This is a genomic window from Curtobacterium oceanosedimentum (assembly GCF_020297365.1).
Classification (GTDB): Bacteria; Actinomycetota; Actinomycetes; order Actinomycetales; family Microbacteriaceae; genus Curtobacterium.
On sequence record NZ_JAIXIG010000013.1, the window covers coordinates 41,279 to 67,455 of the forward strand.

Consider the following 26,177-nt stretch of genomic DNA (forward strand, 5'->3'; position numbering starts at 1 on the left):
CGTCCGCCATCGCGTCGCGTCTACGCGACCGTCGCCTGCACCTGCCGCTGCACGCGGCCGAGCATGCCCACCATCCCGCGGATCCGCAGCGGGCTGACCGCCTCGGACAGCCCGATCGTCAACGGGTAGTCCGTGGGCACGGCGAGCACCTGCGACACGGTCAGCCCGGACAGCCCCTGCGCCAGGATCGAGGCGAAGCCGCGTGTGGTCGGCGCCTCGCGCGGAGCCGTGGCGTGCATCCGGACGACGTCGGCCGCGTCGCCGTCCTCGCCGACCGTCACGGTGATGAAGACGGGGGACTGGCACTCCTCGACGCGTTCGAGCTCGTCCTCGTGCCCCTGCAGCCGCTCGGGCAGCGCGGGCAGCTCGTTCGAGAACTCGAGCAGGAGCTGCAGGCGGTCCTTCTGCCCGAGGGCGAGGAAGTCGTCGCGGATCTCGGCGAGGGTGTCCGGCAGTGGTGCGTCGGCGGTGCCGGTGCCGGCGTCGGTGCTCGCGCTCATCGGCCCGCGACCGTTCCCGGCTCGGTGCCGACGGCGATCGGGACGCGCACGGCACTGCCCCACTCGGTCCACGAGCCGTCGTAGTTGCGCACGCTGTCGTACCCGAGCAGGTACTGCAGCACGAACCAGGTGTGGCTCGACCGCTCCCCGATGCGGCAGTAGGCGATGACCTCGTCGGCGTCACCGATGCCGGCGCCGTCGCGGTACACGGCGTCGAGCTCCTCGCGGGACTTGAACGTGCCGTCGGCGGCGGCGGCGGTCGCCCAGGGGATGTTCACGGCGGTGGGCACGTGGCCGGCTCGCAGGGCGCCCTCCTCCGGGTAGTCGGGTGCCGTGGTGCGCTCACCGCTGTACTCGGGTGCACTGCGGACGTCGATGAGCGGCTTGCCGAGGTGCGCGAGCACGTCCTCCTTGAAGGCGCGGACGGGCTCGTCCTGGCGCTCGACCACGGGGTAGTCGACGGAGGTCACGGCGGTCGCGTCGGTGGTCAGGGCGCGGTCCTCGGCGATCCACTTCGCACGACCGCCGTCGAGCAGGCGGACGTCCTGGTGGCCGAACAGGGTGAAGACCCAGAGGGCGTACGCGGCCCACCAGTTGTTCTTGTCGCCGTAGATCACGACCGTGGTGTCGCGACCGATGCCCTTGCCGCCGAGGAGCTCGGCGAACGCGGCACCGTCGATGTAGTCGCGCTGCACGGGGTCGTTGAGGTCGGTGTGCCAGTCGATCTTCACCGCGCCGGGGACGTGCCCGGTCTCGTAGAGCAGGACGTCCTCGTCGGACTCGACCACGACGAGGTCGGGTGCACCGGTGCCGGCGTCGAGCCGCGCCTGCAGCCACTCGGTGGAGACGAGGCGCTCGGGGTGCGCGTAGGCGGCGAACTTCTCGGACGGGTCGACCGGTGCGGTCATCGGGGTACCTCCAGGTGATGCGGGGGAGCGCGGTGCAGGCACCGGACTAGGATCGGGCGTCGGTGCTCTGGGCAACGGTACGCGGACGTGCCGTGCGCCTGGTCCAACGTGACACCGCACGTCTTGCTTCCCGGAAGGGTCCCCGATTGCCCGCTCACCTCGTCGACCGTGATCCCCAGGTGACCCCGCAGCAGATGGCTGCGGCGCTCGTGCCCCCGCCGCAGTTCGCGGGTGCGTCCTTCGACTCGTACCGGCCGGACCCCGACTACGCCTCGCAGGCATCGGTCCGCGACGCCGTCGCCGCGTTCGTGGCCGCCGGTCCCGCCGACGCCCCGCGGCGCGGGCTGTTCGGCCGCCGTAAGCAGGCAGCCGAGCCGGCCGCCAAGTCCGGCGTGTACCTGGACGGCGGGTTCGGTGTCGGCAAGACGCACCTGCTCGCCGCCGCGTACCACGCGGCGTCGGGACGCAAGACGTTCGGCACCTTCATCGAGTACACCGCGCTCGTGGGTGCGCTCGGGTTCCAGGGCACCGTCGACCTGCTCCGCGGCACCGCCCTGGTGTGCATCGACGAGTTCGAGCTCGACGACCCGGGCGACACGATGGTGATGACGCGGCTCATCAAGGAGCTGACCGAGACCGGCACCCGGTTCGCCGCCACCTCGAACACGCCGCCCGGCGCCCTGGGCGAGGGTCGGTTCGCCGCGCAGGACTTCCTGCGCGAGATCCAGGCGATGTCGGACCGGTTCGACACCATGCGGATCGACGGCCTCGACTACCGCCGTCGCGCGGTGGACGAGTCCGCCCGCACGGTCGACGACGTCGCGGGAGCGCTGCCCGCCGGGACGACGACGCTCGACGACTTCCGGGCCGTGGTCGCGCACCTGGCGAGCGTGCACCCCTCGAAGTACGTCGCCCTCGTCGACGGGCTCGACGCGGTGGGCCTGACCGACGTGCAGGCCTTCACCGACCAGACCGACGCACTCCGCTGGGTCGCGCTCGTCGACCGCCTGTACGACGCGCAGGTGCGGATCGTCGCGTCCGGCACGCCGCTCGACCAGGTGTACCCGCAGACGATGCTCGACGGCGGCTACCGCAAGAAGTACCTGCGCGCCGCGTCGCGCGTGGTCGCGTTGTCGCGCGCGGTCGACTGAGCCACCTGACGGACGGGAGGCGCGGGGCGGCACCGCCACGGGCCTCCCGTCCGGCGCGTCCGGCGTGCCGACAGGGCTGTCGGACGTCGCTTCCGGCATCCGGAAACAGACCGTTCACACGGGAGCCCCACGCGTTACATCCGCGAAACAGACCGTGCTCCCTCGTGAAACGTCGCCTCGCCAGACTCGGTGGCACCCGAGGCGGTCCACGAGCCGCTCGTGCAATCGAGAGGTGAACAGATGCTTGATCAGGGCAACACGACGTTCGTGTTGGTCATGGCGGCGCTGGTGTTGTTCATGACACCCGGCCTGGCCTTCTTCTACGGCGGCTTGGTGAAGGCCAAGTCCGTCATCTCCATGATGATGATGTCGTTCGGCGCGATCGCGCTCGTGAGCGTCCTGTGGGTGCTCTACGGCTACGCGATCGCGTTCGCCAACCACGGTGACAACGCCGCGGTGTCCGGCGTGGTCGGCTTCTTCAGCATCGACTGGAACCTGCTCGGCCTCGGCCAGGCGTTCGAGGAGGCACAGTCCTCGGACATCCAGGCGGCCTACCCGTCGATGGCCTTCGTCGGGTTCCAGGCGACGTTCGCGATCATCACCGTCGCGCTCATCTCCGGCGCCATCGCCGACCGTGCCAAGTTCGGCGCGTGGATGATCTTCGCCGGCGTCTGGGTCACGGTCGTCTACTTCCCGGTCGCCTCGTGGGTCTTCAACCTGACCTCGGGCTGGGCCGCCACCTGGGGCGTCATCGACTTCGCCGGTGGCACCGCGGTGCACATCAACGCCGGTGCCGCGGGACTGGCCCTGGCGATCGTGCTCGGCAAGCGCGTCGGGTTCGCCAAGGGCGCGCACAAGCCGCACAACCCGCCGTTCGTCCTGCTCGGTGCCGCGATCCTGTGGTTCGGCTGGTTCGGCTTCAACGCCGGCTCCGAGGGTGCCGCCGACGGCATCGCCGCCATCGCCTGGGTCAACACGCTCGCCGCCCCGGCCGCCGCGATCCTCGGCTGGCTGCTCATCGAGAAGCTCAAGGACGGCAAGGCCACGTCCGTCGGCGCCGCCTCCGGTGCCGTCACCGGCCTCGTCGCCATCACGCCGGCGTGTGCCGCGCTGACCCCGGGCTGGGGCATCGTCCTCGGCTTCCTGGCCGGCGTCATCTGCTGCTTCGCCATCGACTGGAAGTACCGCCTGGGCTTCGACGACTCGCTCGACGTCGTCGGCGTCCACCTGGTCGGCGGCATCGTCGGCACGCTCTTCCTCGGCTTCTTCGCCAACGACAGCGGCCTGATCTACTCGGGTTCGTTCGAGCAGCTCGGCAAGCAGGCCGCCGCGGCACTCGTCGTCGGGATCTACTCGTTCGTGCTCGCCTTCGTGATCGGGTTCGCGATCGAGAAGACCATCGGCTTCCGGGTCAAGACCGAGGACGAGGTCGCCGGCATCGACACCGCCGTCCACGGCGAAGAGGGCTACGTCCTCTACGAGCAGACCGACGACACCCCGGTGCGCGTCCGCTAGACACGCTCCACCACCGCACGACGACGGGCCCCGCGCAGACAGCAGCGCGGGGCCCGTCGTCGTGCGGGTCGCGTGGTCGACGCGACCACGGACGGGAGGCGCGGTGTGGGTCGGACCGGTGGGGAGCCTCCAGTCAGGTGGTCGCGTCAGCGACGCGACGGTTCTGATGGTTCCGTCGGTTCCGACGGTTCCGACGGTTCCGTCGGTTCCGTCGGTTCCGTCGGTTCCGTCACCAGGCGTAGTCCTCGGGCGAGGTGTCGTGACCAGGGAAGATCTCGTCGAGGCGGTCGAGCGCGCGCTGGTCGAGACGGATGTCGACGGCGCGGACGGCCGACTCCCACTGCTCCATCGTGCGGGGCCCGGTGATCGGCGCCGTCACGCCGGGCTGGTGGAGCAGCCAGGCGAGGGCCAGCTCGCCGGGTGTGTGCCCGAGCTCCTTCGCGAACGACTCGTACGACTGCAGCTGGTCGCGGTGGGCGTCGACGTACTCGGCGCTCCGACCGGACAGGCGCCGCGAGCCGTTCTCGGTCTTCTCGATGACGCCACCGAGCAGGCCGCCCTGCAGGGGCGACCAGGGGATGACGCCGAGGCCGTACTCGCGTGCGGCGGGCAGGACCTCGCGCTCGACGTCACGGACGACGAGGTTGTAGATCGACTGCTCGCTGACCAGACCGAAGGTGTTCCGGCGCTTCGCCGCCTCCTGCGCCTGGGCGATGTGCCACCCGGCGAAGTTCGACGAGCCGACGTAGAGCACCTTGCCCTGCTGCACGGCGACGTCGATCGCCTGCCAGATCTCGTCCCACGGGGTCGCACGGTCGACGTGGTGGAACTGGTACAGGTCGACGTGGTCGGTCTGCAGGCGCTGCAGGCTGGCGTCGAGCGACCGGCGGATGTTCAGCGCGCTGAGCTTGCCGCCGTTCGGCCAGTCGACCATCTCGCCGTAGACCTTCGTGGCGAGGACCGTCTTCTCGCGTCGGCCGCCGCCCTGGGCGAACCAGCGCCCGATGATCTCCTCGGTGGCACCCTTGCCGACCGAGCCGCCGTAGCCGTTGGCGGTGTCGAAGAAGTTGACGCCGAGCTCGTGGGCCCGGTCCATGATGGCGTGCGAGTCGTCCTCGCTGGTCTCCGGGCCGAAGTTCATCGTTCCGAGCACGGCGCGGGAGACGGACAGGCCGGTGCGACCGAGGTGTGTGTAGTCCATGGGGACGGTCTACTCGTGACGCGCTGGTGGTGCCAGGCCCAGGGAGTGCCGGTCAGCGGTGGGGAGAGTAGTCAGGGTGCAGCACTCGAGAGGAGCACCCCATGCCAGCGAAGGACGAGATCCCCAGCACCCTGCAGCGGTCGCCGGAGCACGCGCAGGCGATCTTCGCCGAGACCCTCGACTCGGCGGAGGAGTCGTACGGGCCCGGCGAGCGTGCCCGCCGCACCGCGTTCGCGGCGGTGAAGCACGAGTACGAGAAGGTCGGCGACCACTGGGAGGAGAAGGAGTCCTCCGGTCCCTCGGACTCCGGCGCGGCCGGCTCCCGCGGGGACGGGCAGACCCAGGGCGGTGTCGACGCCAACGCGACGAAGGCGCACCTGATGGACGTCGCGAAGCGCCTCGACATCAGCGGGCGCTCGAAGATGGACAAGGGCGAGCTCGTCGAGGCCATCAAACGGGCCAACGACCGGGCGACCGCCGCAGCGCGCGACTGACCTGTCGAGCCGACCGGGCTCGATCGTGCGGCGCGTGCCGTGCATGCCGCGCTGGGCATGCGGGATCGGGGTGGAGGGGTAACGTGCCGACCGTGAACATCCCAGCTCTCCGCGGCAGCCGGATCCTCGGGTTCGGACACCACCAGCCCGAACGCGTCCTGACCAACGACGAACTCTCGACCATGGTCGACACGAACGACGAGTGGATCCGCACCAGGACCGGCATCGTCACGCGGCGGATCGCCGGTCCCGACGACACCGTGACCTCGATGGCCATCGAGGCCGGACGCCGCGCCCTCGCCGACGCCGGCGTGGCACCGTCGGCCGTGGGGCTCGTCGTCGTCGCCTCCACCACCCACCAGGACCGTGCGCCGTACACCGCCGGTCGGGTCGCCGCCGCACTCGGCATGACGAACGGGCCCGCACCGATCGACATCAACACCGCGTGCAGCGGCTTCGAGTACGCCCTCGCCCTCGCCGACCAGTCCATCCGCGTCGGGACGTCCGACGTGGCGCTCGTCATCGGGTCCGAGGTGCTCTCGGGCATCGCCGACTGGACCGACCGTTCGACCTGCGTCCTCGTGGGCGACGGTGCCGGTGCCGCCGTGCTCGGCGCGTCGGAGACCCCGGAGATCGGACCGGTGTCGTGGGGGAGCGTGCCGCACCTGCTCGACGCCGTCCGGGTCGAGGGCTCGCCGGGGCGGTTCAACCAGGAGGGCCGCTCGGTCTACCGCTGGGCCATCACCGAAGCCGAGGGACACGCTCGCAAGGTCGTCGAGGCCGCGGGACTCACGCTCGACGACATCGAGGTGTTCGCGTTCCACCAGGCGAACCTGCGGATCATCGAGCCGCTCGTGACCGCGCTCGGCGGGGAGTCGAAGTTCGTCGTGCGTGACGTGGTCGAGTCGGGGAACACCTCGGCGGCGAGCGTGCCGCTCGGGCTGTCGAAGGCGTGGGAGCGGGGGGATCTGCCGGAGGGCGTCCCGGCGCTGCTGTTCGGCTTCGGTGGGGGGTTCGCGCACGCGGGGCAGGTCGTCACGACGCCCGTGCGGTCGTTCTAGTCGGGCGGTCGGGCCGGTTGCTGCGTGGGCGGTGGCTGGCCGGGCGTCGGGCTGGCCGGGCGTCGTGCTGGTCAGCCTGGCCGGGCGTCGTGCTCCTCGGCATGACCAGCGGACTCGCCGAGGTCGCTCGGTCCGGCGGCTGGTTCGTCTGGCTGGGCTGGGGTCGGCGTGAACAGTTCCGTCCGCTCAGCCGGTTCTGCACGGCTGCTTCGGCCCGCGCGTTCGGGCAGGTGCCATCAACCGGCGGGCGTCACCGCTCGGCGGTCGGCCCGCCCTGGCCCGGCTCGGTCCACAGCTCGTCGTCCTTGCCCGTGCCGCGCTTCCACGGCAGGGCGCGACGGGTGCGCTCGGCTGGCGGGGTCACCGTCAACACGACCGGGAAGTGCGCCGGCGGCATCCCGAACCCGGTCCGCGAGGCCTGGATGACCTTCCGCCCGAGCGCATGGTTCCCCAGACCCCCCACGGCAGCGCCGATGCCGAAGGGCAGTGCGCGCCCCACGACCGAAGTGCCCTGCCGGACGGCGAAGCGCTTGATGAACTGGTCACGGACCTGGCCCCCGATGCCGTTGACGACCTGCTTCGGCAGCGACGACGTCACGAGCTCGCCCCAGAACGCCGTCCGTGCCGGTCCGCCGGTCGCCTGACCGGCGAGCTGCTTGATGAGCTGGGTGCCCGGCGCGCCGAGGATCATCGCCATCACGAGCGTGCGGGATCGCTCCGGGTCGTCCAGGGCGATGCCGTGCACCTCGGTGATGGACTGGGCGAAGAGCGCCGTGGTCTCGAGGAAGCCGACCGTCTCCGCACCGCTGAGCCCGAGCGCAGCCACCATGCCGACGCCGGGGATCACCGCGCTCGCTCCGACCGCCGCCCCGCCGGTGGTCACAGCGGTCAGGTACTGCCGCTCCAGGATCTGGATGACCTCGGCCGGGGTGGCGTCGGGCTTGCGGCGACGGATCGCAGCGACGTGTGCGACGACCACCGGCCGCTGGACACTGATCACGCGGTCCAGCCACTTCACCCATCCGGAGGGTTGCAGCTGCTGCGTTCGGCTGTCGGACATCTGGGTGGGGGAGACCGGGGCTGTCGGCATGGGCACGATCGGCTGGTCCTTCGGGGCGCGGGCCATGTGCACACCGTACGCCGACAGTGTGGGAGGCTCGCCAGGTGGACGAGCAGACCCCGGGGACAGCGGTCGACGTGGCCCGTCGGGCCGCCGGGTTCCTGAACGAGCGCGAGGTCGCGGCGCTGGCCCCGGACGTGCTCGTGCTCGATCCGGCCTCGGCGCTCATCGGCAGGGACGTCTCCGTGGGGACCGGGACCGTGGTCCACCCCTCGGCGACGCTGGAGACCCGCGCGGGTGGCTCTGTCGTCATCGGGTCAGGGGTGCGGATCGGTCCCGGGCCGGTGACCATCGTGGCGACGGCAGCGAGCGTGCGCATCGCCGACGGGGTCGAACTCGGACCGGGGCCGGTGACGATCGTCGCGACCGGCTCGGACGTCGAGATCGGGAGCGGAGCACGTCTGACCGCCGGGTGTCTCGTCGAGGCGCCGTCGACGATCGGCACCGGTGCGCAGGTGCTCGGGCCGGTCTCCGTGCGCGACGTCGTGCTCGGCGCTGGCGGCGACCACCACGAGCCGGATCCGGACCGGCGCGGCGGTGTGGTGAAGGGCGCGGGTCTGGTGCGGGTCGGCCGGGGCGAGGTCGTCGTCGGTGGCAGCGCGGAGCCCCTCGTGGTTGAGCGCCAGCGGACGTACCACCCCGGCGCCCCGCACACGGCCGACTGAACGATCAGTGGCACGGGACACCAGCCCGTCGCAGCGCAGCCCGGACACGGTCCGGGTGCATGAGGTCCGACCACGACAGCCGCACCACCGCACGGACCTCGGGGAAGGACCGGACGAAGTCCTCCCGCCGCTTCTCCCGCCAGTGCGCATCGGCGGTCGAGCGGCCGTCGAGCATCGCAGGGTCCTCGTACTTGCCCCGTCCGTCGACCTCGACCACCACGCCGTGCTCGGGGAACCAGAAGTCCACGATCGCCGAACCACCGCCGGCCCGAGCGAACACGTGCTGTTGCACCGGTTCTGCGACGCCGAGCTCCCGGAACCGCACCCGGCACACCGACTCCGCCGGCGATCCCGACAGCGCCGACCCCATCCTCACAGCGATCCCCGCCTTGGTGCGTGCCGACGTCAGCGCGCCGTGCTCGGTCTGCAACTCGGTGGGTGTGGCGGTCCGCCGAGCGAGGGCGGCGTCCACCACCGCGAGTGACTCGAGCAGCGGTCGGGTCGCCGCCACGTCCACCGCGGTCCGCGCGGCGGTGGTCGTCGGGATCGAGTCGCGGTCGAGCAGGACCGTCGGTGGCCGCCCGGCGGCGCCGTGGCGGACGAACCAGGCAGAGACCCGGGTGTGCGTCGTCGTCGGATCGCACACGTGCACCTTCGGAGGCGGCGTCCCGACCAACGGGAGCGCCAGGACCGCGGCCGCCGACAGGTGGGACACGGCATCGGTGGCGCGCAGACGGTGGAGCGATGCGCGGACCAGGACGTGGTGTTGCTCGCCCGGATGGAGCCCCTCGAGCGCGTCGACGCCGATCAGGACCCCGGGTCGGAGCCGTCGGAGGCGACCGCGGTGCACGTCACGCTCGAGTGCTCGTCGCTCCGCGCCGGTCGTTCCGGTCGTCCGGATGAGTTCGATCTCGCTCGCTCTGCCCATGCATCCAGGCTCCGTGAGCGACGCCGTCGGGATGACCCGGGAACGACCATCTGTGCAGACGCACGCCCGACGAACGCCCTGTGGAGGAGTCAGCTGGGTCGGTGCGTGGACATGTTCCGACGATGCACCAGTCGAACATCCGGTGGGCTGTCGTCGCATGCGCTCGCACAGGATGCCGGTGCATGTTGCGACGATGCACGCGGCGATCGACTCGTGGGATGTCGCAGAACGGGTGCAGGCCCCCGCAACCCCCTACGCCGCGGCGAGCTCCGCCCGCAGCGGCAGGTCCTGCCCCTCGAGGATGAGCTGCGCGCCCACCGCCGTCCGGGCGTTCACCACGACCGGCGCGAGCAGGTTCACGGTGGTGCCGGACGCCCCCGGGTTCGCGACGACGAGCAGCATCGCGTCGGCGGGATCGGTCAGCCCGAGCACGTCGGCCTGCTCGTCGGACAGCTCGGGCGCGTACGCGGGCAGGTGCACCGCGGCGTCGAGCAGGAACAGGCGTGCGCCGTCGCCGACCAGGGTGAACAGCCCGTCGGCGCCGTCGACCGGCGTCAACGTGAACGACGGCGCGGCGGCGAGCCCGAACGGCGGGACGGCGAAGGTCAGGGCGATGCTCATCGGAGGTAGTCCATCAGGGTCGGCTGCAGGACCTTCGCGGTGACGGCGAGGGCTGCCTGGTAGTTGGTCTGCTGCACCTGCAGGTCGAGCACGGCCTTCGCGAGGTCGACGTCCTCGATGCCGGCGCGGCGGTTCTCGAGCGACACCGTGGTCGACTTGAGCGACTCCTGGGCGCCGAGGGCGGCGGCGTGCCGGACACCGACGTCGGCCTGGGCGCCGCGGAGCGTGCCGAGTGCCTGGTCGACGTCACCGATGCGAGCGTTCACGTTCACCCCGTTCTGCAGGTCACTGACGATGGAGTCGACCACGGCGAAGACCGACGAGGCGCCGGACCCGAACGCGGCCGCGGCTGGGGTGTCGACCCGCACGGTCGTGTCGTCGCCGACACGGCGGGTGACGTCCGTGCCGGACGCCGCCCACCCGGTGGCCGGGTCGTACGCGGTGGCGGCGGTCGAGGCACCGGCGAACACCCAGCGGGTGCCGTAGGTGGTGTTCGCCCGGGCCTCCAGGTCGGCTGCGAGCGACCGGAACTGCGTGACGAACGCGTCGCGGTCGGTGTCGCTCATGGTCCCGGTGTTCGCGGCCTGCACGGTCAGGTCCCGCACCCGGTTGAGCACCGAGTAGACGCTCGACAGCGCGCTGTCCGTGGTGGCGAGCCAGCCGACGGCGTCGTTCGCGTTGCGTGTGTACTGCGCGGCGGCGGCCTGCTCCTTGCGCACCTGCATCGAGGACGCCGTGCCGACCGGGTCGTCGGAGGGCTTCTGGACGGCCCGCAGTGTGGTCGCCTGCTCGGTGGCCTCGGCGACCCGGGCGGCGCCGGCCTGCAGCCGTGCCGAGGCCGCGGCCATCGACATCTGGGTGGTGACGCGGGTGATCACGATCAGCCCCTCCCGACGAGTCCGACGCGGTTGATGATGGTGTCGAGCATCTCGTCGACGGCGGTCAGGACGCGTGCCGCGCCCTGGTACGCGTGCTGGTAGCTCAGCAGGTTCACGTTCTCCTCGTCGAGGTCGACACCGGCGCTGGACTGCTGCTGGGTGCGCGCGTTGGTGAGCGCGAGTCCGGTCAGCGTCGACTCCGTCGTGGCCGACCGGGAGGCGGTGCCCACCCCGGTCACGAACGTCGCCCAGACCTGGTCGGCGCCGTCGGACGACGCCCCGAGTCGCGCGAGCGCGTCGGCGAACGAGTCGTCGAGTTCCCCCGCCGCGTTCCGCGTCGCCAGGCCGCTCGCGTCCGTGGGGACGACGCTGAGTGCCTGGGCAGCGGGGACGCCGGCGCGCAGGGCGAAGAACGGAGCGCCGGTCGCCCCGGTCGACGTGCTGCCCGCGGCGTGGACCGCGTTGACGGTGGCGGCGAGCCGGGTCGCGACGGCGTCGTACGAGGCGGACGCCTCGGCCAGCGCGCCACCCGTGCCGGTGCCGGACGCCGGGGCGAGGACCGCGAGTGCACCGCCGATGGAGCCACCGCTCAGCCCGACGGCCCCGGCGGTGCCGGAGGTCCACGTCAGCGTGACGGCGGCACCGTCGGCGAGGCGCTGGCCGCCGCCGAGGGCGACCGAGCGGGCGTCGGTGCCCTGCACGAGCGGGTTGCCGCCGAGCAGGACGTCGACCGTGCCGTCGGCGTTCGTCCGGGTGGTGCCGCCGGCGAGGGTGGCGATCTGCTCGGTGAGGCGGTCGCGCTGGTCGAGCAGCTCGTTCGCGCTGCCGCCGGACGCCAGGGCGGTGCGGATGCGTCCGTTCAGGTCGGCGACCCGGCCCGCGGCGTCGTTGAGCTGGGCGACCTGACCGGCCACCGCGCCGTGCACCGACGACCACTGGGCGTCGACGGCCTGCGAACCGGTCGCCAGGGCCGCGACGACGGTGCCCGCCGCGCCGAGCACCGCGCTGGCGGCACCCGGGTCGTCGGGGTGGCTGGCGAGCTCGCTCCACGAGGACCAGAAGGCGTCGAGCTTGGCGCTCAGACCGTTCTTGCCGGGCTCGTGCAGGCCGGTCTCCAGGGCGGACAACGCGGTGGCACGGGCATCGGCGTACGCGGACGACCCGGCGGCGACCCGCACGCCGGCGTCCAGCGTCAGGGACGCCAGGCGGGCGATGCCGTCGACCGAGACGCCCTGGCCGGCGAGCGCCGCGGTGCCGCGGACGAACCCGGTCTGGGCCGCGGGGACGGAGCTCTGCGTGACCCGCTGCCGGGTGTAGCCGTCGGTGCCGGCGTTGGCGATGTTCTGTCCGGTGACGTCGATGCCGGCGCGGGCCGCGGCGAGCCCCGAGTAGGCGGTGGCGAGGGAGCCGAAGGTGCTGACCACGGTGCTACAGGCTCCCGTCGAACAGTCGGGCGCCGTCGGAGCCGGAGCCCGAGGTGCCGGAGGCGTCGTAGGTGGCGGCCCCGGACACGGTGCCGGCCAGGGTCTCCTCTGTGGCCAGGGCGGCGGCGCGCAGGAACCGGTCGTTCTCGTCGCGCAGGGCACCGATCTGCGTGGTCAGCTCGACCATCGCGGTCAGGTGGGCGGTGAGGATCTCGCCCCACGGGCCGTTCGGCGCGGCGGCGACGACCTCGCGCAGGGGAGCGTCGGCCGCGACACCCCACTCCTCGGCGACCTCGGCGCTCTGCGCGGCGCGCTCGAGCCCGGTGCTGCGGAGCCGGTCGAGCACCTGCTCGACCTCGCGACTGGCGTGCGACACCCAGCGGGAGCGGCCCGCGGTGAGCAGCAGCTGCTCCTCCTCGAGCTTGAAGGTGAGCAGTTCGAGCAGCTCGCGTTCGCGCCAGAGCACGGCGGACAGGTCGTTCACGCTCATCAGCTCCTCCCGGGTGGTGGTGGTTCGGGGTCGGTCTCGGTCCGTCATCCTGCGGACACCGGGACCTATCGACTCGGTGGTCCGAGCCGTAAGCCATGGTCTCGAGTGTGCGCCCGCTGTACTCCGTGTCCTCGTGGGCGGTGACCCCTGTCGGGGGACAAGAACGATCGTTCCCGTGCCCCGGTCCCCCCAAATGCCGACCGGGATCAGGCCCGGAGACCCCCGCACTGGGGACGCACGAGCCCCCACTCAGCGCATTGCCAGCCGATACATTCAGAACGCACCCCGGGGGACACCCGGAACCGCGCCCGAGTCACGCGGTGTGCACCGCCCGGAGGGACCCGGGCGGGTCATCGGCGTACGCACCGGCCCGACCGAGGCCGGCGTCCGTCGCGCCCACGGACGGGTGAGCCGACACCGTCAGTCAGGTCGACCAGGGGATGAGCATGCACCGCACCGAACGCAACGCGATGATCGTGGAGCACCTGCCACTCGTGGGCTACATCGTCGCCGACGTCCGTTCCCGTGCCACCCACCTCGACCGCGACGACCTCGCCGCCGTCGGTTCGCTCGCACTCGTCGCCGCCGCCGACGCCTTCGACCCGACGCTCGGGGTGCCGTTCGGCGCCTACGCCCGCACCCGCATCACCGGCGCGATCGCCGACGACATGCGCTCGTCGGACTGGGCCTCGCGCGGCACCCGCAAGCGCATCCGGGAGACCCTCGCCACGCAGGAGGCCCTGTCCGCCCGACTCGGTCGGACGGTCGGGGCCCAGGAGATCGCGGACGCCATGGGCGTGGACCGGCAGACGGCCGTCGACGCGATGAGCGACGCCGCCCGGACCGTCGCGCCCCTCGACGAGACCGTGCACGACCTGGTGGCGGCCGACCTGCCGCTGCCGGGCGACGACCTGCTCGAGACCGAGAAGCGCCGCTACCTCCGCGCAGCGGTCGAGGCCCTGCCGGAGCGCATGCGGTTCATCGTCGAGGCGGTGTACTTCGGCGACCGCTCGGTGACCGACGTCGCGGCCGAGCTCGGCATCACGCACTCGGCGGTGTCGCAGCAGCGTTCCGAGGCGATGCGACTGCTGCACGACGGCCTCGCCGCGCACTACGGCGACGGCACGACCGTCGAACCCGCCAGCCGCACGACCGCCGCCCGCCGCAGCGCCTACCTCGCCCGCGTCGCGACGAACGCCGCCGCCGGAGTCGCCCGTGCCGTGCACGACGCCGCACCGGGGACGGCCGTGGCGGCGGGCTGAAGCGTCGGCGGGAGACTTTTCCGCCGATCCCCTAACGACTCCCGGCAACCGGTCGAGAGTCATCCACGTCAGCCCACGGACGGGCCGGCGTACGACCCAGATTCACGGAGGAACACACCATGGGTATGTCCATCAACACCAACCTCTCGGCACTCAACACGTACCGGAACCTCAACGCGACGCAGAACGACCTGTCGAAGTCCCTCGAGAAGCTCTCGACCGGTCTCCGCATCAACCGCGCCGCCGACGACGCCGCCGGTCTGTCGATCTCCGAGGGGCTGAAGTCCCAGGTCGGTGGCCTCACGGTCGCCGCCCGCAACGCACAGGACGGCATCTCCGTCGTGCAGACCGCTGAAGGTGGCCTCACCGAGACCCACTCGATCCTCCAGCGCATGCGCGACCTCGCCGTCCAGGCCGGTAACGACTCGAACAACGCTGACTCGCGCGCGGCGATCACCACCGAGGTCGGGGAGCTCCAGAAGGAGCTCGGCCGCATCTCGAGCTCGACGAACTTCAACGGCATCAACCTCCTCGACGGCACCGCTGGTACCGCCGGGGACGGCAAGCTGACCTTCCAGGTCGGTGCGAACGCCGGTGCGTCGTCGAAGATCGAGGTCGACCTCGGCAAGGCGAACGTCAAGAACATCGCGGAGAACCTGACCGTGACCGCTGGGACCGACGCCGACGGCGCAGCCGTCCCGGCGAAGATCAGCTTCGCGAGCAACACGGCGGCGCAGGCTGCGATCACCACGATCGACGCCCAGATCAAGACCGTGTCCGAGGCACGTTCGAGCATCGGTGCAGTCCAGAACCGCTTCGACCACGCCATCAACGTGACGAACGTGGCCAAGGAGAACCTCACCGCTGCCGGTTCGCGCATCACCGACGTCGACATGGCGCAGGAGATGGTCAAGTACACGCGTGACAACATCCTGAGCCAGGCCGGCACGTCGATGCTCGCGCAGGCGAACCAGAGCACGCAGGGCGTGCTCTCGCTCCTGCGCTAGCACCCCTGACGCCGCTCACCGGGACCGGTCGTCCCGGTGGGCGGCGTCGTCCGCATCCGATCGCCACCGCACACCGGCAGGGAGCCACCGATGTCGTCCGTCTCCTCGGGGAACAGCCTGGCCATCGACGGCCTGGTCAGCGGTCTCAAGACGACCGACCTCATCAACTCGCTGATGAGCGTCGAGGGCGTCCCGCAGACCCTGCTCAAGAACAAGCTCACCAGCACGAACTCGTTCATCTCGTCACTGCAGACGATCAACGGGCTGGTCCAGGGGCTCGCCACGAAGGCCGCGGACGCCGCGAAGGCCACCTCGCTCGACCTGTTCACCGCCACGAGCTCCGCGCCGAGCGTGACCGCGGTCACGGGCACCGGAGCGGGCGCCGGGTCCATCAGCTTCACCGTCGGCTCGACCGCTTCGGCCCAGGTCGGCGTGACCGCCGCGATGTCGACGTGGTCGTCGGAGGCGCAGCCGATCACCGTCGTCGGGGCGGACGGCAGGTCGACCACCGTGACGCCGAAGTCGGGATCGCTCGACGACGCCGTGTCCGCGCTGAACGCCTCGGGCGCCGGCGTCACCTCGACGAAGGTCTCGGCCGGCACCGACGCCGACGGCAACCGCCTCTACCGACTGCAGCTCACCGCGGCGAAGACCGGGGCCTCCGGTGCGTTCCAGGTGTACCGCGGCGGCGCCGACGCCGTGGCGGCCGGTACCGCGACGAACGTCCTGACCGAGACCGGTGCGGCCGTCGTCACCACCGCGAAGGACGCCAGCGTCACCCTGTGGGCCGGCACCGCGGCCGCGCAGACGGTCACGAGTGCCACGAACACCTTCAGCGGACTCGTGCCCGGACTCGACGTCACGGTGTCCCAGGTCACCAGCGAGCCGGTGACCGTCACGGTCGGGCAGGACACGACGAAGGCCCAGGGCGTGGCGTCGGGACTCGTCGACGCGATGAACGCCATCGCGTCGTACTACCGCACGAACACCGCGGTGACGAGCACGACGAGCGTCACGTCCGGCACCACGACGACCAAGGCCGGCATCCTGCTCGGCGACGGCGCGTCCCGCGAGGCCGTGCAGCGGCTGGCCAGCACGATGTCGGCCCCGGTCGACGGGAAGTCGCCGTCGACGATCGGCATCGTGATCACGAAGGACGGCAGCTTCACCTTCGACGCCGCGGTCTTCCAGAAGGCCCTGGCGACCGACCCGGACGCCACCCAGGCGATGCTCTCCGGGGTCGCCGCGAAGGTCGGGGCCGCGGCCACGGCGTCGTCGGACAAGTACACCGGCTCGATCACCACCACGATCACCGGGCAGCAGGCCGTCGCGAAGGACCTCACCACCCAGATCGACAGCTGGACGGACCGGCTCACCTCGCGCCGTGCCGCCCTGCAGACCCTCTACTCATCCTTGGAGACCAGCCTGAGCAAGCTGCAGTCCCAGTCCAGCTGGTTGGCCAGCCAGCTGGCATCGACATCGACGGCGCGCTGACGGGAACGACCATGACCTTCGACTTCCAGGCCGCCGCCTTCCGCCAGGCCGCGCAGCCCCGCACCGTGACCGACCAGCGTCGCGCCCAGTACACGAACGAGGCCGTGCTGTCCGCGACGCCGGCCCAGCTCGTCACGATGCTCTACGACCGGCTCCTGCTCGACCTGCACCGCGCCGAGGCCGCCCAGGTCGCGACCGACTGGGAGGCGGCCCGCGAGCAGCTCCTGCACGCCCAGGCGATCGTCGGCGAGCTCTCGAGCACCCTGCGCATCGACGTCTGGGACGGCGGCGAGGGGCTCCTCGCCGTGTACAACTACGCGTCGACCTCGCTCATCACGGCGAACGTGCACCGCGACGTGCAGGCCACGCGCGACTGCATCCGCATCCTCGAGCCCCTCCGGCAGTCCTGGCACGAGGCAGCGGCCTCGCTGCCGGCGACGCCGGCAGCGCAGCAGGCGACCGGAGGAGCCCTCGGTGTCGCCTGAGCAGACGACCGAGCGGGTCGCCTGGGAGGCCCTGCTCACCGCGCTCGAGCAGGACGCGGCCGGGCAGGCGGCCGGCTCCACGGCCGCAGCCGACCCGTCCGCCGGTGCCGGGTGGTCGGCACCGACCGGCCTGGGACCGGTGCCGCGCGACCTGGTGGGGCGGGCCTCCCGGCTGCTCGCCGCGCAGCGGGACCGCCTGGCGTCGCTCGAGGCGGACCGTCGCGCGACGCTCGAGCACCTCGGCGCGCTGCGTGCCGTCGACGCGACGCGGGAGCCCCGCGTGTCGGTGTACCTCGACGCCTCGGCCTGACCGGTCCGACGCACCACACGTGCGACAGCGCACCCGTCGATCGACGGGTGCGCTGTCGTGTCCCGGGTCCCGCCGGCACCCACCGCCCCCCGTTCGGGGCGAGCGCTAACGCCTCGCACGACGCGCTCCGATAGCGGCCCACGAGCACGGATCGCTCACCAACCGGCCAGGGATCGGCCACCACGCACGGCGACGTCGACCGCACCGTCGACACGCCTTGACGAGGGGACCCCCGTGTTCGATTCCGTGACGAGCGTCGCGCTGCAGAGTGCCCTCGACGGTCTGTCGATGCGCCAGAAGGTGATCGCGAACAACATCGCGAACATCAACACGCCGAACTACCACGCCGAGAAGGTCCGGTTCGAGGACGCCCTCGCCGCGTCGATCGTCGACGGCGACGGCAGCACCACCCCGACGGTGGGGCGGAGCCTCGAGCCGACGAACACGAACGGCAACAACGTGAACCTCGACCAGGAGACGCTGTCGAACATCGACACGGTCCTGCGCTACCAGTTCGCGACCCAGGCGGTCGGCGGCGAGGCCACGAGCCTGCGCACGGCGATGCGGACCAACTCGTGACGACCTTCGACGCGATCGGCATCGCGAGCACCGGCATGACCGTGCACCGGAAGTGGCTCGACGCCGTGTCCGACAACATCGCGAACGCGAACACCGTGACGTCGATGGACGACACCGCGTTCCAGGCGCGGTACGTCGAGGTGCAGGAGGGCAACGGCGTCTCCGGCGCGTACGTCAAGGGCGCCGCGTTCGGCAGCGCCGCCGGCCGTGTCACCTACGACCCGGACCACCCGCTCGCGAACGAGGAGGGCTACGTCCGCATGCCCGACATCGACCTCGGCACGCAGATGGCGGACCTCATCATGGCCCAGCGCGGCTACCAGGCGAACGCCGCCGTGGTGGACCGTGCCAAGACCGCCTACGAGGCGGCACTGCAGATCGGGAAGAACTGATGCCCATCGACGCCGTGAACGGTGTGACCACCAACGCGATGACCTCCGCGCTGACGAACGTCAGCGGGACGAGCAGCGACGCGACCGCCCGGACCGGCGGTGCCGCACCCACCGACGGCAGCGGCTTCGCCGCGAGCCTCGGCAACGCCGTCGACGGGCTGCAGGCGCTGCAGAGCGACTCGAAGACCCTGGCCCTGAAGGCCGTCACCGGCAACCTCGACGACGTCCACGACGCCACGATCGCCGCCACCCGCGCGCAGGTCACGCTCGAGCTCGTCGCCGCCGTCCGCAACAAGGGCGTCGACGCCTTCACCGAGATCATGAGGATGCAGGCCTGATGCCGCTCGCCGTCAAGAACGCCCTGGCTCGCCTGCGGGCGTACGTGCAGGGCTTCTCCGCCGCCCAGCGCACCATCGCGATCCTCGCGATCGCCGCGCTCGTGCTCGGCGGGGTCGCGCTCGCGTCGTGGCTCGGGCGGTCGTCGTACGCTCCGCTGTTCACCGGGCTGGCCGCCGCCGACGCGAGCTCCATCACCGACCAGCTGCAGACCGACGGCGTGCCCTTCGAGCTGACCGACGGCGGCGCGACCATCCTCGTGCCGCAGGCGCAGGTGTACTCCGAGCGGCTCAAGGCGGCGTCGAACGGCCTGCCGTCGTCGAACGAGGGCGGGTACTCGCTGCTCGACGACATGGGCGTGACGAGCTCGGAGTTCCAGCAGGACGTCACGTACAAGCGCGCGATGGAGGGCGAGCTCGCCAAGACCATCTCGGCGATGGACGGCGTCGAGACGGCGACCGTGCAGCTCGCGATCCCGGAGAAGTCCGTGTTCGTCTCCGAGGAGAAGGACCCGACCGCGTCGGTGTTCATCGCCACCGACAACGGCACGCAGCTGAGCACCGACCAGGTGCAGGCCGTGGTGCACCTGACGAGCGCCGCGGTCGAGGGCATGCAGCCCACCGACGTCTCGGTCGTCGACGCGAAGGGCCAGACGCTCTCCGCCGTCGGCACCGGCGCGACCGGCAGCGGCGCCGACCAGGCCGCCGACTACGACGCCGCGACGAGCAAGAAGATCCAGGACCTGCTCGACACCACCCTGGGCGCGGGCAACGCGAGCGTCGTCGTCTCGGCGACGATGAACCAGGAGTCCGGCACCCGCACGTCCGAGCGCTACACGACCCCGACCTCCGGCCCGGTCGCGCTGAACGAGTCGAGCGCCACCGAGGAGTACGGCGCCGGAGCCGGTGCCGGGCGCGGCGCGACGGGCGTCCTCGGCCCCGACAACATCGCGGTGCCGAACGGCGACGCCGCGGACGGCGCGGGCGACGACGGCTACAAGAACGAGACGGCCACCAAGAACAACGCGGTCGACCACACCACCGAGACGACGCAGATCCCGTCGGGCGCACTCGACCGGCAGACCATCTCGGTCGCGCTCAACTCGAAGGCCGCCGCCGTGCAGAACGCGAACCTGCAGAGCATCAACGACCTGGTGTCCGCCGCCGCGGGGATCGACCGCGACCGTGGCGACCAGGTGCAGGTCGCGACGATGGACTTCGACACGAGCGCGTCGGACGAGGCCGCGAAGGCCCTCGAGGCACAGGAGAAGGCGGACCAGCAGGAGGCGCTCTGGTCGTCGATCCGCACGGCCGGCATCGTGATCGGCATCGTGCTCGCCGTCATCGCGGTCATGGTCGTCATCGCCCGCCGCAACCGCCGACAGGAGCGCGAGGCCGTCGACCTGGGCGAGCTCGACGCCTTCGCCGGTGAGACCTTCCAGCTGCCGCTGGCGGTGGACGGCGCCGACGAGCGCGCCACCCTGGGCGCCGGTGACGCCCCGACCGCCGTGCTCTCGGCCGTGCCCGCCGGCGACCCGCCCACCGAGGTCCTGACGACCGAGGAGATCTCGGCCGAGCGCCGCCGCCAGGACATCTCCGCGCTGGCCGAGCGTGACCCGAAGCGCACCGCCGACCTGCTGCGCGGGCTCCTGGACGACCGGGCGGGCGTGTGAGCGCCCTCGTCCCGAGCGCCGGCGGCCCCGGCGCCCCGGCGGACCGCGCGCTCACCGGTGCCCAGAAGGTCGCGCTCATCCTCATGCAGATGGAGACCGACCGCGCCGCCGAGGTGATGAAGCAGTTCACCGAGATGGAGGCCGAGGAGATCTCGGCCGAGATCGTCCGGATGCGCCGCGTCGAGGACACCGTCGTCGACCGCACCATGACCGAGTTCCACCGGCTGACGATGAGCGGCCGCATGCAGAAGCGCGGCGGCAAGGACACCGCGCTCGGGTTGCTCGAGGCCTCGTTCGGCGCCGAGCGCGCCGCCGGGGTGATGGACCGGCTGGCGTCGAACCTCGCCGGTCAGTCGTTCGACTTCCTCGACGACGCCGAGCCCGGCCAGGTGATCACGCTGCTCGAGGGCGAACTGCCGCAGACCATCGCCCTCGTGCTCGCGCACCTCAAGCCGGGTCAGGCCAGCGCCGTGCTCGCCGGGGTCGACGAGCGCGTCCGCACCGACGTGGCGCAGGCGTTCGCGACGATGGGCAGCGCGACCCCCGAAGCCGTCGGCATCGTCGCGGGCGTGCTCCGACAGCGCGCCGGCGCCGTCGTGTCGCCGCGCGAGAGCGTCGAGGTCGTCGGCGGCATCGCGCCCCTGGTCGACATCATCAACCGGTCCGACGTCGCCACCGAGAAGGCCGTGCTCGACGGGCTCGAGGCCCGCGACCCGGAGCTGGCCGAGGACATCCGGTCCCGCATGCTCACCTTCGAGGACATCGTCAAGCTCGAGGCGCGCGACATCCAGCAGGTCCTGCGCGGCATCGACTCGAAGCTCCTCGCGACCGCCATGAAGGGCGCGGCGGGGCCGGTCGTCGAGACCATCCGCGCGAACGTGTCCGAACGCAACCGTGCGCTGCTCGACGACGAACTGCAGGCCATGGGCCCGGTCCGCGTGTCGCAGGTCGAGGAGGCCCGCGCCGAGGTCGTCCGCTCCGTGCGCGAGCTCGAGGCGCAGGGCGTCGTGACCGTGCACCGCGCCGAGGAGGACGAGCTCGTTGACTGACACCGCAGCAGCCACCGGCACCGTGCAGCGCGTCGCGTACCCGGTGATCGGGGACCGCGCCGGCCGCGAGCGCGCCACCGGTGCGGACGTCCGCGGGCACGCCGCCGGCTACACGGCGGGACTGCGGGCCGCGCAGGCCGAGACCGACGCCCTGCGTGCCCGGCTCGAGGCCGAGCACGCCGCTCGGATCGCGGCGCTGCAGGCGGACACCGCCCGCCGGGTCGCGGTCCTCGACGCCGCGTCCGCCGCGATGCTCGCCACGGTCGCGCCCGTCCTGGCGGACGCCGAGGCGTCCGTCGCCAGCGCGGCCATGGACCTGGCCGAGGCCGTCGTCGGGTACGCGATCCGCGCCTCCCGGCCGGTGGACGGCACCACCGACGGACGGGCGCAGGGTGCGTCCGGCGCCGAGGACACCGTCCGGCGGGCGCTCGCATCCCTGGACCGCACCGTCCCGGTGGCCGTCCGACTGAGCCCCGGCGACGCGGCCCGCGTGGCCGACCTGGCCCTCGCGGTGCCGGTGGTCGCCGACCCGGCGCTGCGCGACGGCGACGCCGTCGTCGACCTGCCGGACGGACTGCTCGACGCGCGGATCACCACCGCGCTCGACCGTGCGCGCACCGCGCTCGGCGTCGCCGCGACCGCCGCCGTCCCGAGCGGAGCCGACCGGTGACCGCCACGCTGCTGCGTCCGCGCGGGCTCGACGAGGCCCTGCGGCAGGCCGCTCCCCAGCGGGTCGGCGTCGTCACGAGCGCCGTCGGGCTCGGCCTGACGATCGCCGGTCTCGACGCCCGCGTGGGCGAGGTCGTGGTGGTCGGTCCGGAGGACGGCGAGCAGACCGCCGTCGAGGTCGTCGCGACCGACGCGTCCGGTGTGCGGTGCATGCCGCTGGGCCGGCTCACCGGGGTCACGGCGGGCACCCCCGCGCGTCCGACCGGGCGGCCGGTGCTCGTGCCGACCGGCGCCGGGCTGTTCGGGCGGGTGCTCGACGGGCTCGGGCGACCGATCGACGACCGCGGTCCGCTCGACGCCGACGCCTGGGTCCCGCTCGACCACGACACCCCGAACGCCATGGCGCGGACCCGCATCAACACGCCCATGCAGCTCGGCGTCCGCGTGCTCGACACCCTGACCACGGTCGGCCGGGGCCAGCGCATGGGCCTGTTCGCCGGGTCCGGCGTCGGCAAGTCCTCGCTGCTGTCGATGATCGCGCGGGGGAGCGACGCGGCCGTCAACGTGATCGCCCTGGTCGGCGAGCGCGGCCGTGAGGTGCGGGAGTTCCTGGAGGACGACCTCGGACCCGCCGGTCTCGCCCGCTCGATCGTCGTCGTGTCGACCTCCGACGAACCCGCCCTGATGCGCCTGCGCGCCGCGTTCGTCGCCACCCGGATCGCCGAGTCGTTCCGCGACGCCGGCCAGGACGTCGTGCTCATGATGGACTCGCTCACCCGCGTCGCGATGGCGCAGCGCGAGATCGGGCTGTCCGTGGGGGAGCCGCCGGCAACACGGGGCTACCCGCCGTCGACGTTCTCGGTGCTCGCCGGGCTGCTCGAGCGAGCCGGCACCGACCGGGTCGGCAGCATCACCGGCATGTACACCGTGCTGGTCGACGGCGACGACCACAACGAACCGATCGCCGACGCCGCGCGCAGCATCCTGGACGGGCACGTCGTGCTCGACCGGAAGCTCGCGATCACCGGACACTTCCCCTCGGTGGACGCACTCGGGTCGGTGTCGCGCGTCGCGTCGAAGGTGACCACGCCCGAACAGCGTGCCGCCGCCACCGTGCTGCGCAAGGTGATGGCCGCCCGCCGTGCCGCGCAGGACCTGCTCGACGTCGGCGCCTACCAGCGGGGCTCGAACCCGCTGGTGGACGCGGCCGTCGACCACCAGGGCGCGATCGACGCGTTCCTGCAGCAGGGCATGGACGAACGCGCGACGGCCGCGGCGTCCTGGCAGGGCCTCGGCGCCCTGGTCGCGCGCTTCGGAGGGATCGCCTGATGGCCCGCCGCTTCCCGCTCGCCGGACTGCTGCGCCTGCGGCACACCGAGCAGGACCGCGCCGCCGCCTCGCTGGCGGCCGCCAACGAGCGCGTCCGCGACGCCGCCGACGCCCGGATCGCCGCGCGCCGGAGCCTGGCGGACAGCGAGGACGTCCGTCCGATCGAGGACGCCGCGACCCTGAGCGCCGTCGCCGCAGCACGGGCAGCGACCCGCGGCATGCTCGAGGAGCTCGACGCCGTGGTGCAGTCCCGTCGCGCCGACGCCGACCGTGCGCAGGAGGCCTACGGTGCCGCGCGCCGTGCCGCCGTCGGGCTCGAGAAGCTCGAGGGCAAGCACGCCGAGCAGCAGGCGGCCGAGGAACTGCGTGCGGAGCAGGGCGCCCTCGACGAGATCGCGGCACGACGCCGCACGGAAGGTGGTTCTCGATGAGCGTCGAAGCGGTGCTCTCCCGGATCTCGGAGATCCGGTCGCAGATCGACACGCTGCGCGGCGGGACGGCGACGGCTCCGTCCGCCGCACCGGCCGGGTCGGGCGGCGCGGGTGCCTCGGCCTTCGCCGACGCCCTGGCGACGGCCGACGGCACGGCCTCGACGACCGCGGCCGGTTCGGCCGGTGCAGCTGCGACCGTCCCCGCCGCGGGTACGCGGACCGCTCCGGCCACCTCGGTCGACGCGGGAGCCGGCACCCTGGCGACCGGCAGCGGCGCGAGCGGTGCCGACGTCGTCGCGGACGCGGAGAAGTACCTCGGGGTGCCCTACGTCTTCGGCGGCACCACGACCGCGGGCATGGACTGCTCGGGGCTGGTGCAGACGGTGTTCAAGGACCTCGGCGTCACGATGCCCCGCGTCGTGCCGGACCAGGCGAAGATGGGCGTCGAGGTCGGGTCCCTGCAGGACGCACGGCCCGGCGACCTCATCGTGCCGAAGGGTGAGCAGCACATCGTCATCTACGTCGGCGACGGCAAGGTGCTGCACGCGCCCCGTCCCGGCAAGGACGTCCGGATCGTCGACAACTGGTACGCCCCGGGTGACATCGCGACCATCCGACGCATCGTGCCGAGCCAGACGCCGACGCCGGCGACGACCGCGGTGTCCGCCGCCTCGAGCGCGACGGACCTGCAGGCCGCAGCCCTCCGCGCGATGGTGCAGGCCGGGAGCGCAGCATGAGCATGACGATCGCGACCCAGCCGTCCGTCCCGACCGCCGCGGGCACCATCCGTGGTCCGGCCGCGGACCCGGCAGCCGCCGGGACGTTCGGCGCGGCCCTGACCGCCGCCGTCGCCACCGAGCGGCAGACCGGCGACGGGGCCCGCCAGCGGGAGGACACGGACGGCACGAGCCCCGAGGCCTCGACGGCCGTGCCCCTCGGCACCCGCACCGGCACCGGCACGGCCGCGGGTGCGCCCGCGACCACGCCGGACCCCTCGGGTGCCGCGGGCGAGGCGATGCCCGCCGGTGCGCAGGCGCTGTTGGTCGCCGGCCTCGTGACCACCCCGGTCGCACCGACGGCGCCGAGCACCGGCGACGCGGCGGACCGACCAGCCGCCGGGACGCCCGACCCCTCGGCCGAGGACCCGCGCGCGGTCGTCGTGTCCGCGGTGGTCGCCGACGCCACGCCGACGCCCCCGGCCGGCGAGGGCAGGACCGGGTCGTCGGTCGTCGGGGCCCCGGCCTCCGCCCTGGTCCCCGCCGCTGCCGGCGCCACAGCTGCCTCGACCGCCGCTGCCGCTGCCGCTGGCACTGCCACTGCCACTGTCGCTGCCGACACCGCGCAGCAGGGGTCGTCGGTGGGCGCCACACCTGCAGCCGTCGCCACCACGACGTCGGCCACCACGACGACGACACCGGGGTCGCCGGCCGCACCCGCACCCGCAGCTGCGCCCGCCGCGACCGCCACCGACACCGCCGGCACGGCCCCCGCACCCGCCGCATCCCCGACGTCCACCGCTCCCGCGGCCCCCACGACGGTCCCGACGCGCGCCGACGACGGCGTCACCGTGGTCCCGACCCCGGTCGTCGTCGCGGCAGCAGCCGCGCCGGCAGCCGGCACGGCGCCCCGGACCGGCCACGCGACGGAGCAGCAGGTGTCGACGCCGGGTGATCCGGGCCTCCTGGCCGTCGTCCCCACCCGCGGCGGCGAGACGCCCGCCGTGGTGTCGACGACGCCCACGACCGCGTCGGTCGCACCGACCCCGTCGGCGCCGCTCGCCCAGCAGCTCACGCGACCGGTGTTCTCGCTCGCACAGGCCGGACCCGGCGAACACGTCGTCACCGTGCAGGTCGTGCCGGACACCCTCGGACCGGTCACGGTCCGCGCCCACGTCACGGCCCACGGCATGCACGTCGAGCTGTTCGCCGCGTCCGACGCCGGCCGCGAGGCCGTCCGCCAGGTGCTCCCCGACCTCCGCCGCGACGCGGCGAGCGCCGGTGGGAGCACCACGCTCGACCTGTCGTCGCAGAACCAGCCACGGGACCCGTCGGGTCGCGACGAGCGTCCGGCCGCGCGTGCGCTGCCCGGCGACACCGGTCTGGAGGCGCGGGTCGCCCCGCGCGCCCAGCCCACCACCTCCACGCCCTCCATCCGCACCGCGGGACTCGACGTCCTCGCCTGACCGGCTCACGAACAGGAACCCCAC

29 protein-coding genes are annotated in these 26,177 nt (G+C 72.7%); 20 read left to right on the plus strand and 9 right to left on the minus strand.

Going from position 1 to position 26,177, the window contains the following annotated elements; genetic code table 11:
- Positions 1-20: 20 nt before the first annotated feature.
- Together LEL83_RS07745 and LEL83_RS07750 are read right to left on the minus strand one after the other, a co-directional pair.
- Entirely contained in the window at positions 21-500 is a 480-nt protein-coding gene (locus tag LEL83_RS07745; protein WP_225558370.1) for a SufE family protein, read from the minus strand.
- Positions 497-1,408, minus strand: a complete 912-nt coding sequence (locus tag LEL83_RS07750; RefSeq protein WP_225558371.1) for a sulfurtransferase — start codon at positions 1,406-1,408, stop codon at positions 497-499. The genes LEL83_RS07745 and LEL83_RS07750 overlap by 4 nt, the downstream gene beginning before the upstream one ends.
- A 194-nt stretch (positions 1,409-1,602) precedes the next feature.
- Here LEL83_RS07750 and zapE point away from each other — a divergent pair, with 194 nt between their 5' ends.
- Both zapE and LEL83_RS07760 read left to right on the plus strand, forming a co-directional pair.
- Positions 1,603-2,559, plus strand: coding sequence for a cell division protein ZapE (gene zapE / locus LEL83_RS07755; protein WP_225558411.1), 957 nt, complete (start codon positions 1,603-1,605; stop codon positions 2,557-2,559).
- Between the two features lie 240 nt (positions 2,560-2,799).
- A complete protein-coding gene (locus LEL83_RS07760) occupies positions 2,800-4,074 on the plus strand; it encodes an ammonium transporter (protein WP_225558372.1) in 1,275 nt (424 codons plus the stop codon).
- Positions 4,075-4,303: 229 nt separating this feature from the next.
- Here the strand turns inward: LEL83_RS07760 and LEL83_RS07765 are convergent, their stop codons facing one another.
- Positions 4,304-5,275, minus strand: coding sequence for an aldo/keto reductase (locus LEL83_RS07765; protein WP_225558373.1), 972 nt, complete (start codon positions 5,273-5,275; stop codon positions 4,304-4,306).
- A 101-nt stretch (positions 5,276-5,376) separates the two neighbouring features.
- Here LEL83_RS07765 and LEL83_RS07770 point away from each other — a divergent pair, with 101 nt between their 5' ends.
- The gene (locus tag LEL83_RS07770; RefSeq protein WP_225558374.1) at positions 5,377-5,769 is read left to right on the plus strand and encodes a ChaB family protein; all 393 of its coding nucleotides are present in this window, start codon (positions 5,377-5,379) and stop codon (positions 5,767-5,769) included.
- A 92-nt stretch (positions 5,770-5,861) separates the two neighbouring features.
- A complete protein-coding gene (locus tag LEL83_RS07775) occupies positions 5,862-6,830 on the plus strand; it encodes a beta-ketoacyl-ACP synthase III (RefSeq protein ID WP_225558375.1) in 969 nt (322 codons plus the stop codon).
- 250 nt (positions 6,831-7,080) lie between these two features.
- On the opposite strand, the gene LEL83_RS07780 is transcribed toward LEL83_RS07775, so the two are convergent.
- Complete coding sequence (locus LEL83_RS07780) at positions 7,081-7,956, minus strand: hypothetical protein (RefSeq protein WP_198658467.1); 876 nt, start codon at positions 7,954-7,956, stop codon at positions 7,081-7,083.
- Between the two features lie 38 nt (positions 7,957-7,994).
- Here LEL83_RS07780 and LEL83_RS07785 point away from each other — a divergent pair, with 38 nt between their 5' ends.
- On the plus strand, positions 7,995-8,615 hold the full coding sequence (locus tag LEL83_RS07785; protein WP_225558376.1) for an LbetaH domain-containing protein: 621 nt from the start codon (positions 7,995-7,997) through the stop codon (positions 8,613-8,615).
- A 4-nt stretch (positions 8,616-8,619) separates the two neighbouring features.
- Here the strand turns inward: LEL83_RS07785 and LEL83_RS07790 are convergent, their stop codons facing one another.
- From LEL83_RS07790 to LEL83_RS07810, 5 genes are all read right to left on the minus strand, one after another.
- Complete coding sequence (locus tag LEL83_RS07790) at positions 8,620-9,543, minus strand: putative endonuclease domain-containing protein (RefSeq protein ID WP_225558377.1); 924 nt, start codon at positions 9,541-9,543, stop codon at positions 8,620-8,622.
- A 252-nt stretch (positions 9,544-9,795) separates the two neighbouring features.
- The gene (gene fliW, locus LEL83_RS07795) at positions 9,796-10,164 is read right to left on the minus strand and encodes a flagellar assembly protein FliW (protein WP_225558378.1); all 369 of its coding nucleotides are present in this window, start codon (positions 10,162-10,164) and stop codon (positions 9,796-9,798) included.
- Positions 10,161-11,042: a flagellin N-terminal helical domain-containing protein gene (locus LEL83_RS07800; RefSeq protein ID WP_225558379.1), complete on the minus strand. Its 882-nt coding sequence runs from the start codon at positions 11,040-11,042 to the stop codon at positions 10,161-10,163. The genes fliW and LEL83_RS07800 overlap by 4 nt, the downstream gene beginning before the upstream one ends.
- Positions 11,043-11,044: 2 nt before the next feature.
- Complete coding sequence (gene flgK / locus LEL83_RS07805) at positions 11,045-12,466, minus strand: flagellar hook-associated protein FlgK (protein WP_225558380.1); 1,422 nt, start codon at positions 12,464-12,466, stop codon at positions 11,045-11,047.
- A 4-nt stretch (positions 12,467-12,470) separates the two neighbouring features.
- Entirely contained in the window at positions 12,471-12,956 is a 486-nt protein-coding gene (locus tag LEL83_RS07810) for a flagellar protein FlgN (RefSeq protein WP_198658473.1), read from the minus strand.
- Positions 12,957-13,402: 446 nt separating this feature from the next.
- Here LEL83_RS07810 and LEL83_RS07815 point away from each other — a divergent pair, with 446 nt between their 5' ends.
- From LEL83_RS07815 to LEL83_RS07885, 15 genes are all read left to right on the plus strand, one after another.
- Entirely contained in the window at positions 13,403-14,218 is an 816-nt protein-coding gene (locus tag LEL83_RS07815) for a sigma-70 family RNA polymerase sigma factor (RefSeq protein ID WP_198658474.1), read from the plus strand.
- Between the two features lie 119 nt (positions 14,219-14,337).
- Positions 14,338-15,225 carry a flagellin N-terminal helical domain-containing protein gene (locus LEL83_RS07820; RefSeq protein ID WP_225558381.1) on the plus strand — a complete coding sequence of 296 codons (888 nt, stop codon included), beginning with the start codon at positions 14,338-14,340 and terminating at the stop codon, positions 15,223-15,225.
- Positions 15,226-15,315: 90 nt separating this feature from the next.
- Positions 15,316-16,719, plus strand: coding sequence for a flagellar filament capping protein FliD (gene fliD / locus LEL83_RS07825; RefSeq protein ID WP_225558382.1), 1,404 nt, complete (start codon positions 15,316-15,318; stop codon positions 16,717-16,719).
- Positions 16,720-16,730: 11 nt separating this feature from the next.
- Positions 16,731-17,204, plus strand: a complete 474-nt coding sequence (gene fliS / locus LEL83_RS07830) for a flagellar export chaperone FliS (protein ID WP_225558383.1) — start codon at positions 16,731-16,733, stop codon at positions 17,202-17,204.
- The gene (locus LEL83_RS07835; protein ID WP_225558384.1) at positions 17,194-17,514 is read left to right on the plus strand and encodes a hypothetical protein; all 321 of its coding nucleotides are present in this window, start codon (positions 17,194-17,196) and stop codon (positions 17,512-17,514) included. Before fliS ends, LEL83_RS07835 begins: the two co-directional genes overlap by 11 nt.
- 234 nt (positions 17,515-17,748) lie before the next feature.
- Positions 17,749-18,093: a flagellar basal body rod protein FlgB gene (locus LEL83_RS07840; RefSeq protein WP_198658479.1), complete on the plus strand. Its 345-nt coding sequence runs from the start codon at positions 17,749-17,751 to the stop codon at positions 18,091-18,093.
- On the plus strand, positions 18,090-18,485 hold the full coding sequence (locus tag LEL83_RS07845; protein WP_225558385.1) for a flagellar basal body rod protein FlgC: 396 nt from the start codon (positions 18,090-18,092) through the stop codon (positions 18,483-18,485). The genes LEL83_RS07840 and LEL83_RS07845 overlap by 4 nt, the downstream gene beginning before the upstream one ends.
- Positions 18,485-18,823, plus strand: a complete 339-nt coding sequence (fliE, locus tag LEL83_RS07850) for a flagellar hook-basal body complex protein FliE (RefSeq protein WP_225558386.1) — start codon at positions 18,485-18,487, stop codon at positions 18,821-18,823. Before LEL83_RS07845 ends, fliE begins: the two co-directional genes overlap by 1 nt.
- The gene (gene fliF / locus LEL83_RS07855; protein ID WP_225558387.1) at positions 18,823-20,493 is read left to right on the plus strand and encodes a flagellar basal-body MS-ring/collar protein FliF; all 1,671 of its coding nucleotides are present in this window, start codon (positions 18,823-18,825) and stop codon (positions 20,491-20,493) included. Before fliE ends, fliF begins: the two co-directional genes overlap by 1 nt.
- On the plus strand, positions 20,490-21,542 hold the full coding sequence (gene fliG, locus LEL83_RS07860) for a flagellar motor switch protein FliG (RefSeq protein WP_198658482.1): 1,053 nt from the start codon (positions 20,490-20,492) through the stop codon (positions 21,540-21,542). Before fliF ends, fliG begins: the two co-directional genes overlap by 4 nt.
- Positions 21,535-22,212, plus strand: coding sequence for a FliH/SctL family protein (locus LEL83_RS07865; RefSeq protein WP_225558388.1), 678 nt, complete (start codon positions 21,535-21,537; stop codon positions 22,210-22,212). Before fliG ends, LEL83_RS07865 begins: the two co-directional genes overlap by 8 nt.
- Positions 22,209-23,540: a FliI/YscN family ATPase gene (locus LEL83_RS07870; protein ID WP_225558389.1), complete on the plus strand. Its 1,332-nt coding sequence runs from the start codon at positions 22,209-22,211 to the stop codon at positions 23,538-23,540. Before LEL83_RS07865 ends, LEL83_RS07870 begins: the two co-directional genes overlap by 4 nt.
- Positions 23,540-23,971, plus strand: coding sequence for a flagellar FliJ family protein (locus tag LEL83_RS07875; protein ID WP_198658485.1), 432 nt, complete (start codon positions 23,540-23,542; stop codon positions 23,969-23,971). Before LEL83_RS07870 ends, LEL83_RS07875 begins: the two co-directional genes overlap by 1 nt.
- Positions 23,968-24,708, plus strand: a complete 741-nt coding sequence (locus tag LEL83_RS07880; protein WP_225558390.1) for a C40 family peptidase — start codon at positions 23,968-23,970, stop codon at positions 24,706-24,708. The genes LEL83_RS07875 and LEL83_RS07880 overlap by 4 nt, the downstream gene beginning before the upstream one ends.
- The gene (locus LEL83_RS07885) at positions 24,705-26,153 is read left to right on the plus strand and encodes a flagellar hook-length control protein FliK (RefSeq protein WP_225558391.1); all 1,449 of its coding nucleotides are present in this window, start codon (positions 24,705-24,707) and stop codon (positions 26,151-26,153) included. The genes LEL83_RS07880 and LEL83_RS07885 overlap by 4 nt, the downstream gene beginning before the upstream one ends.
- Positions 26,154-26,177 lie beyond the last annotated feature (24 nt).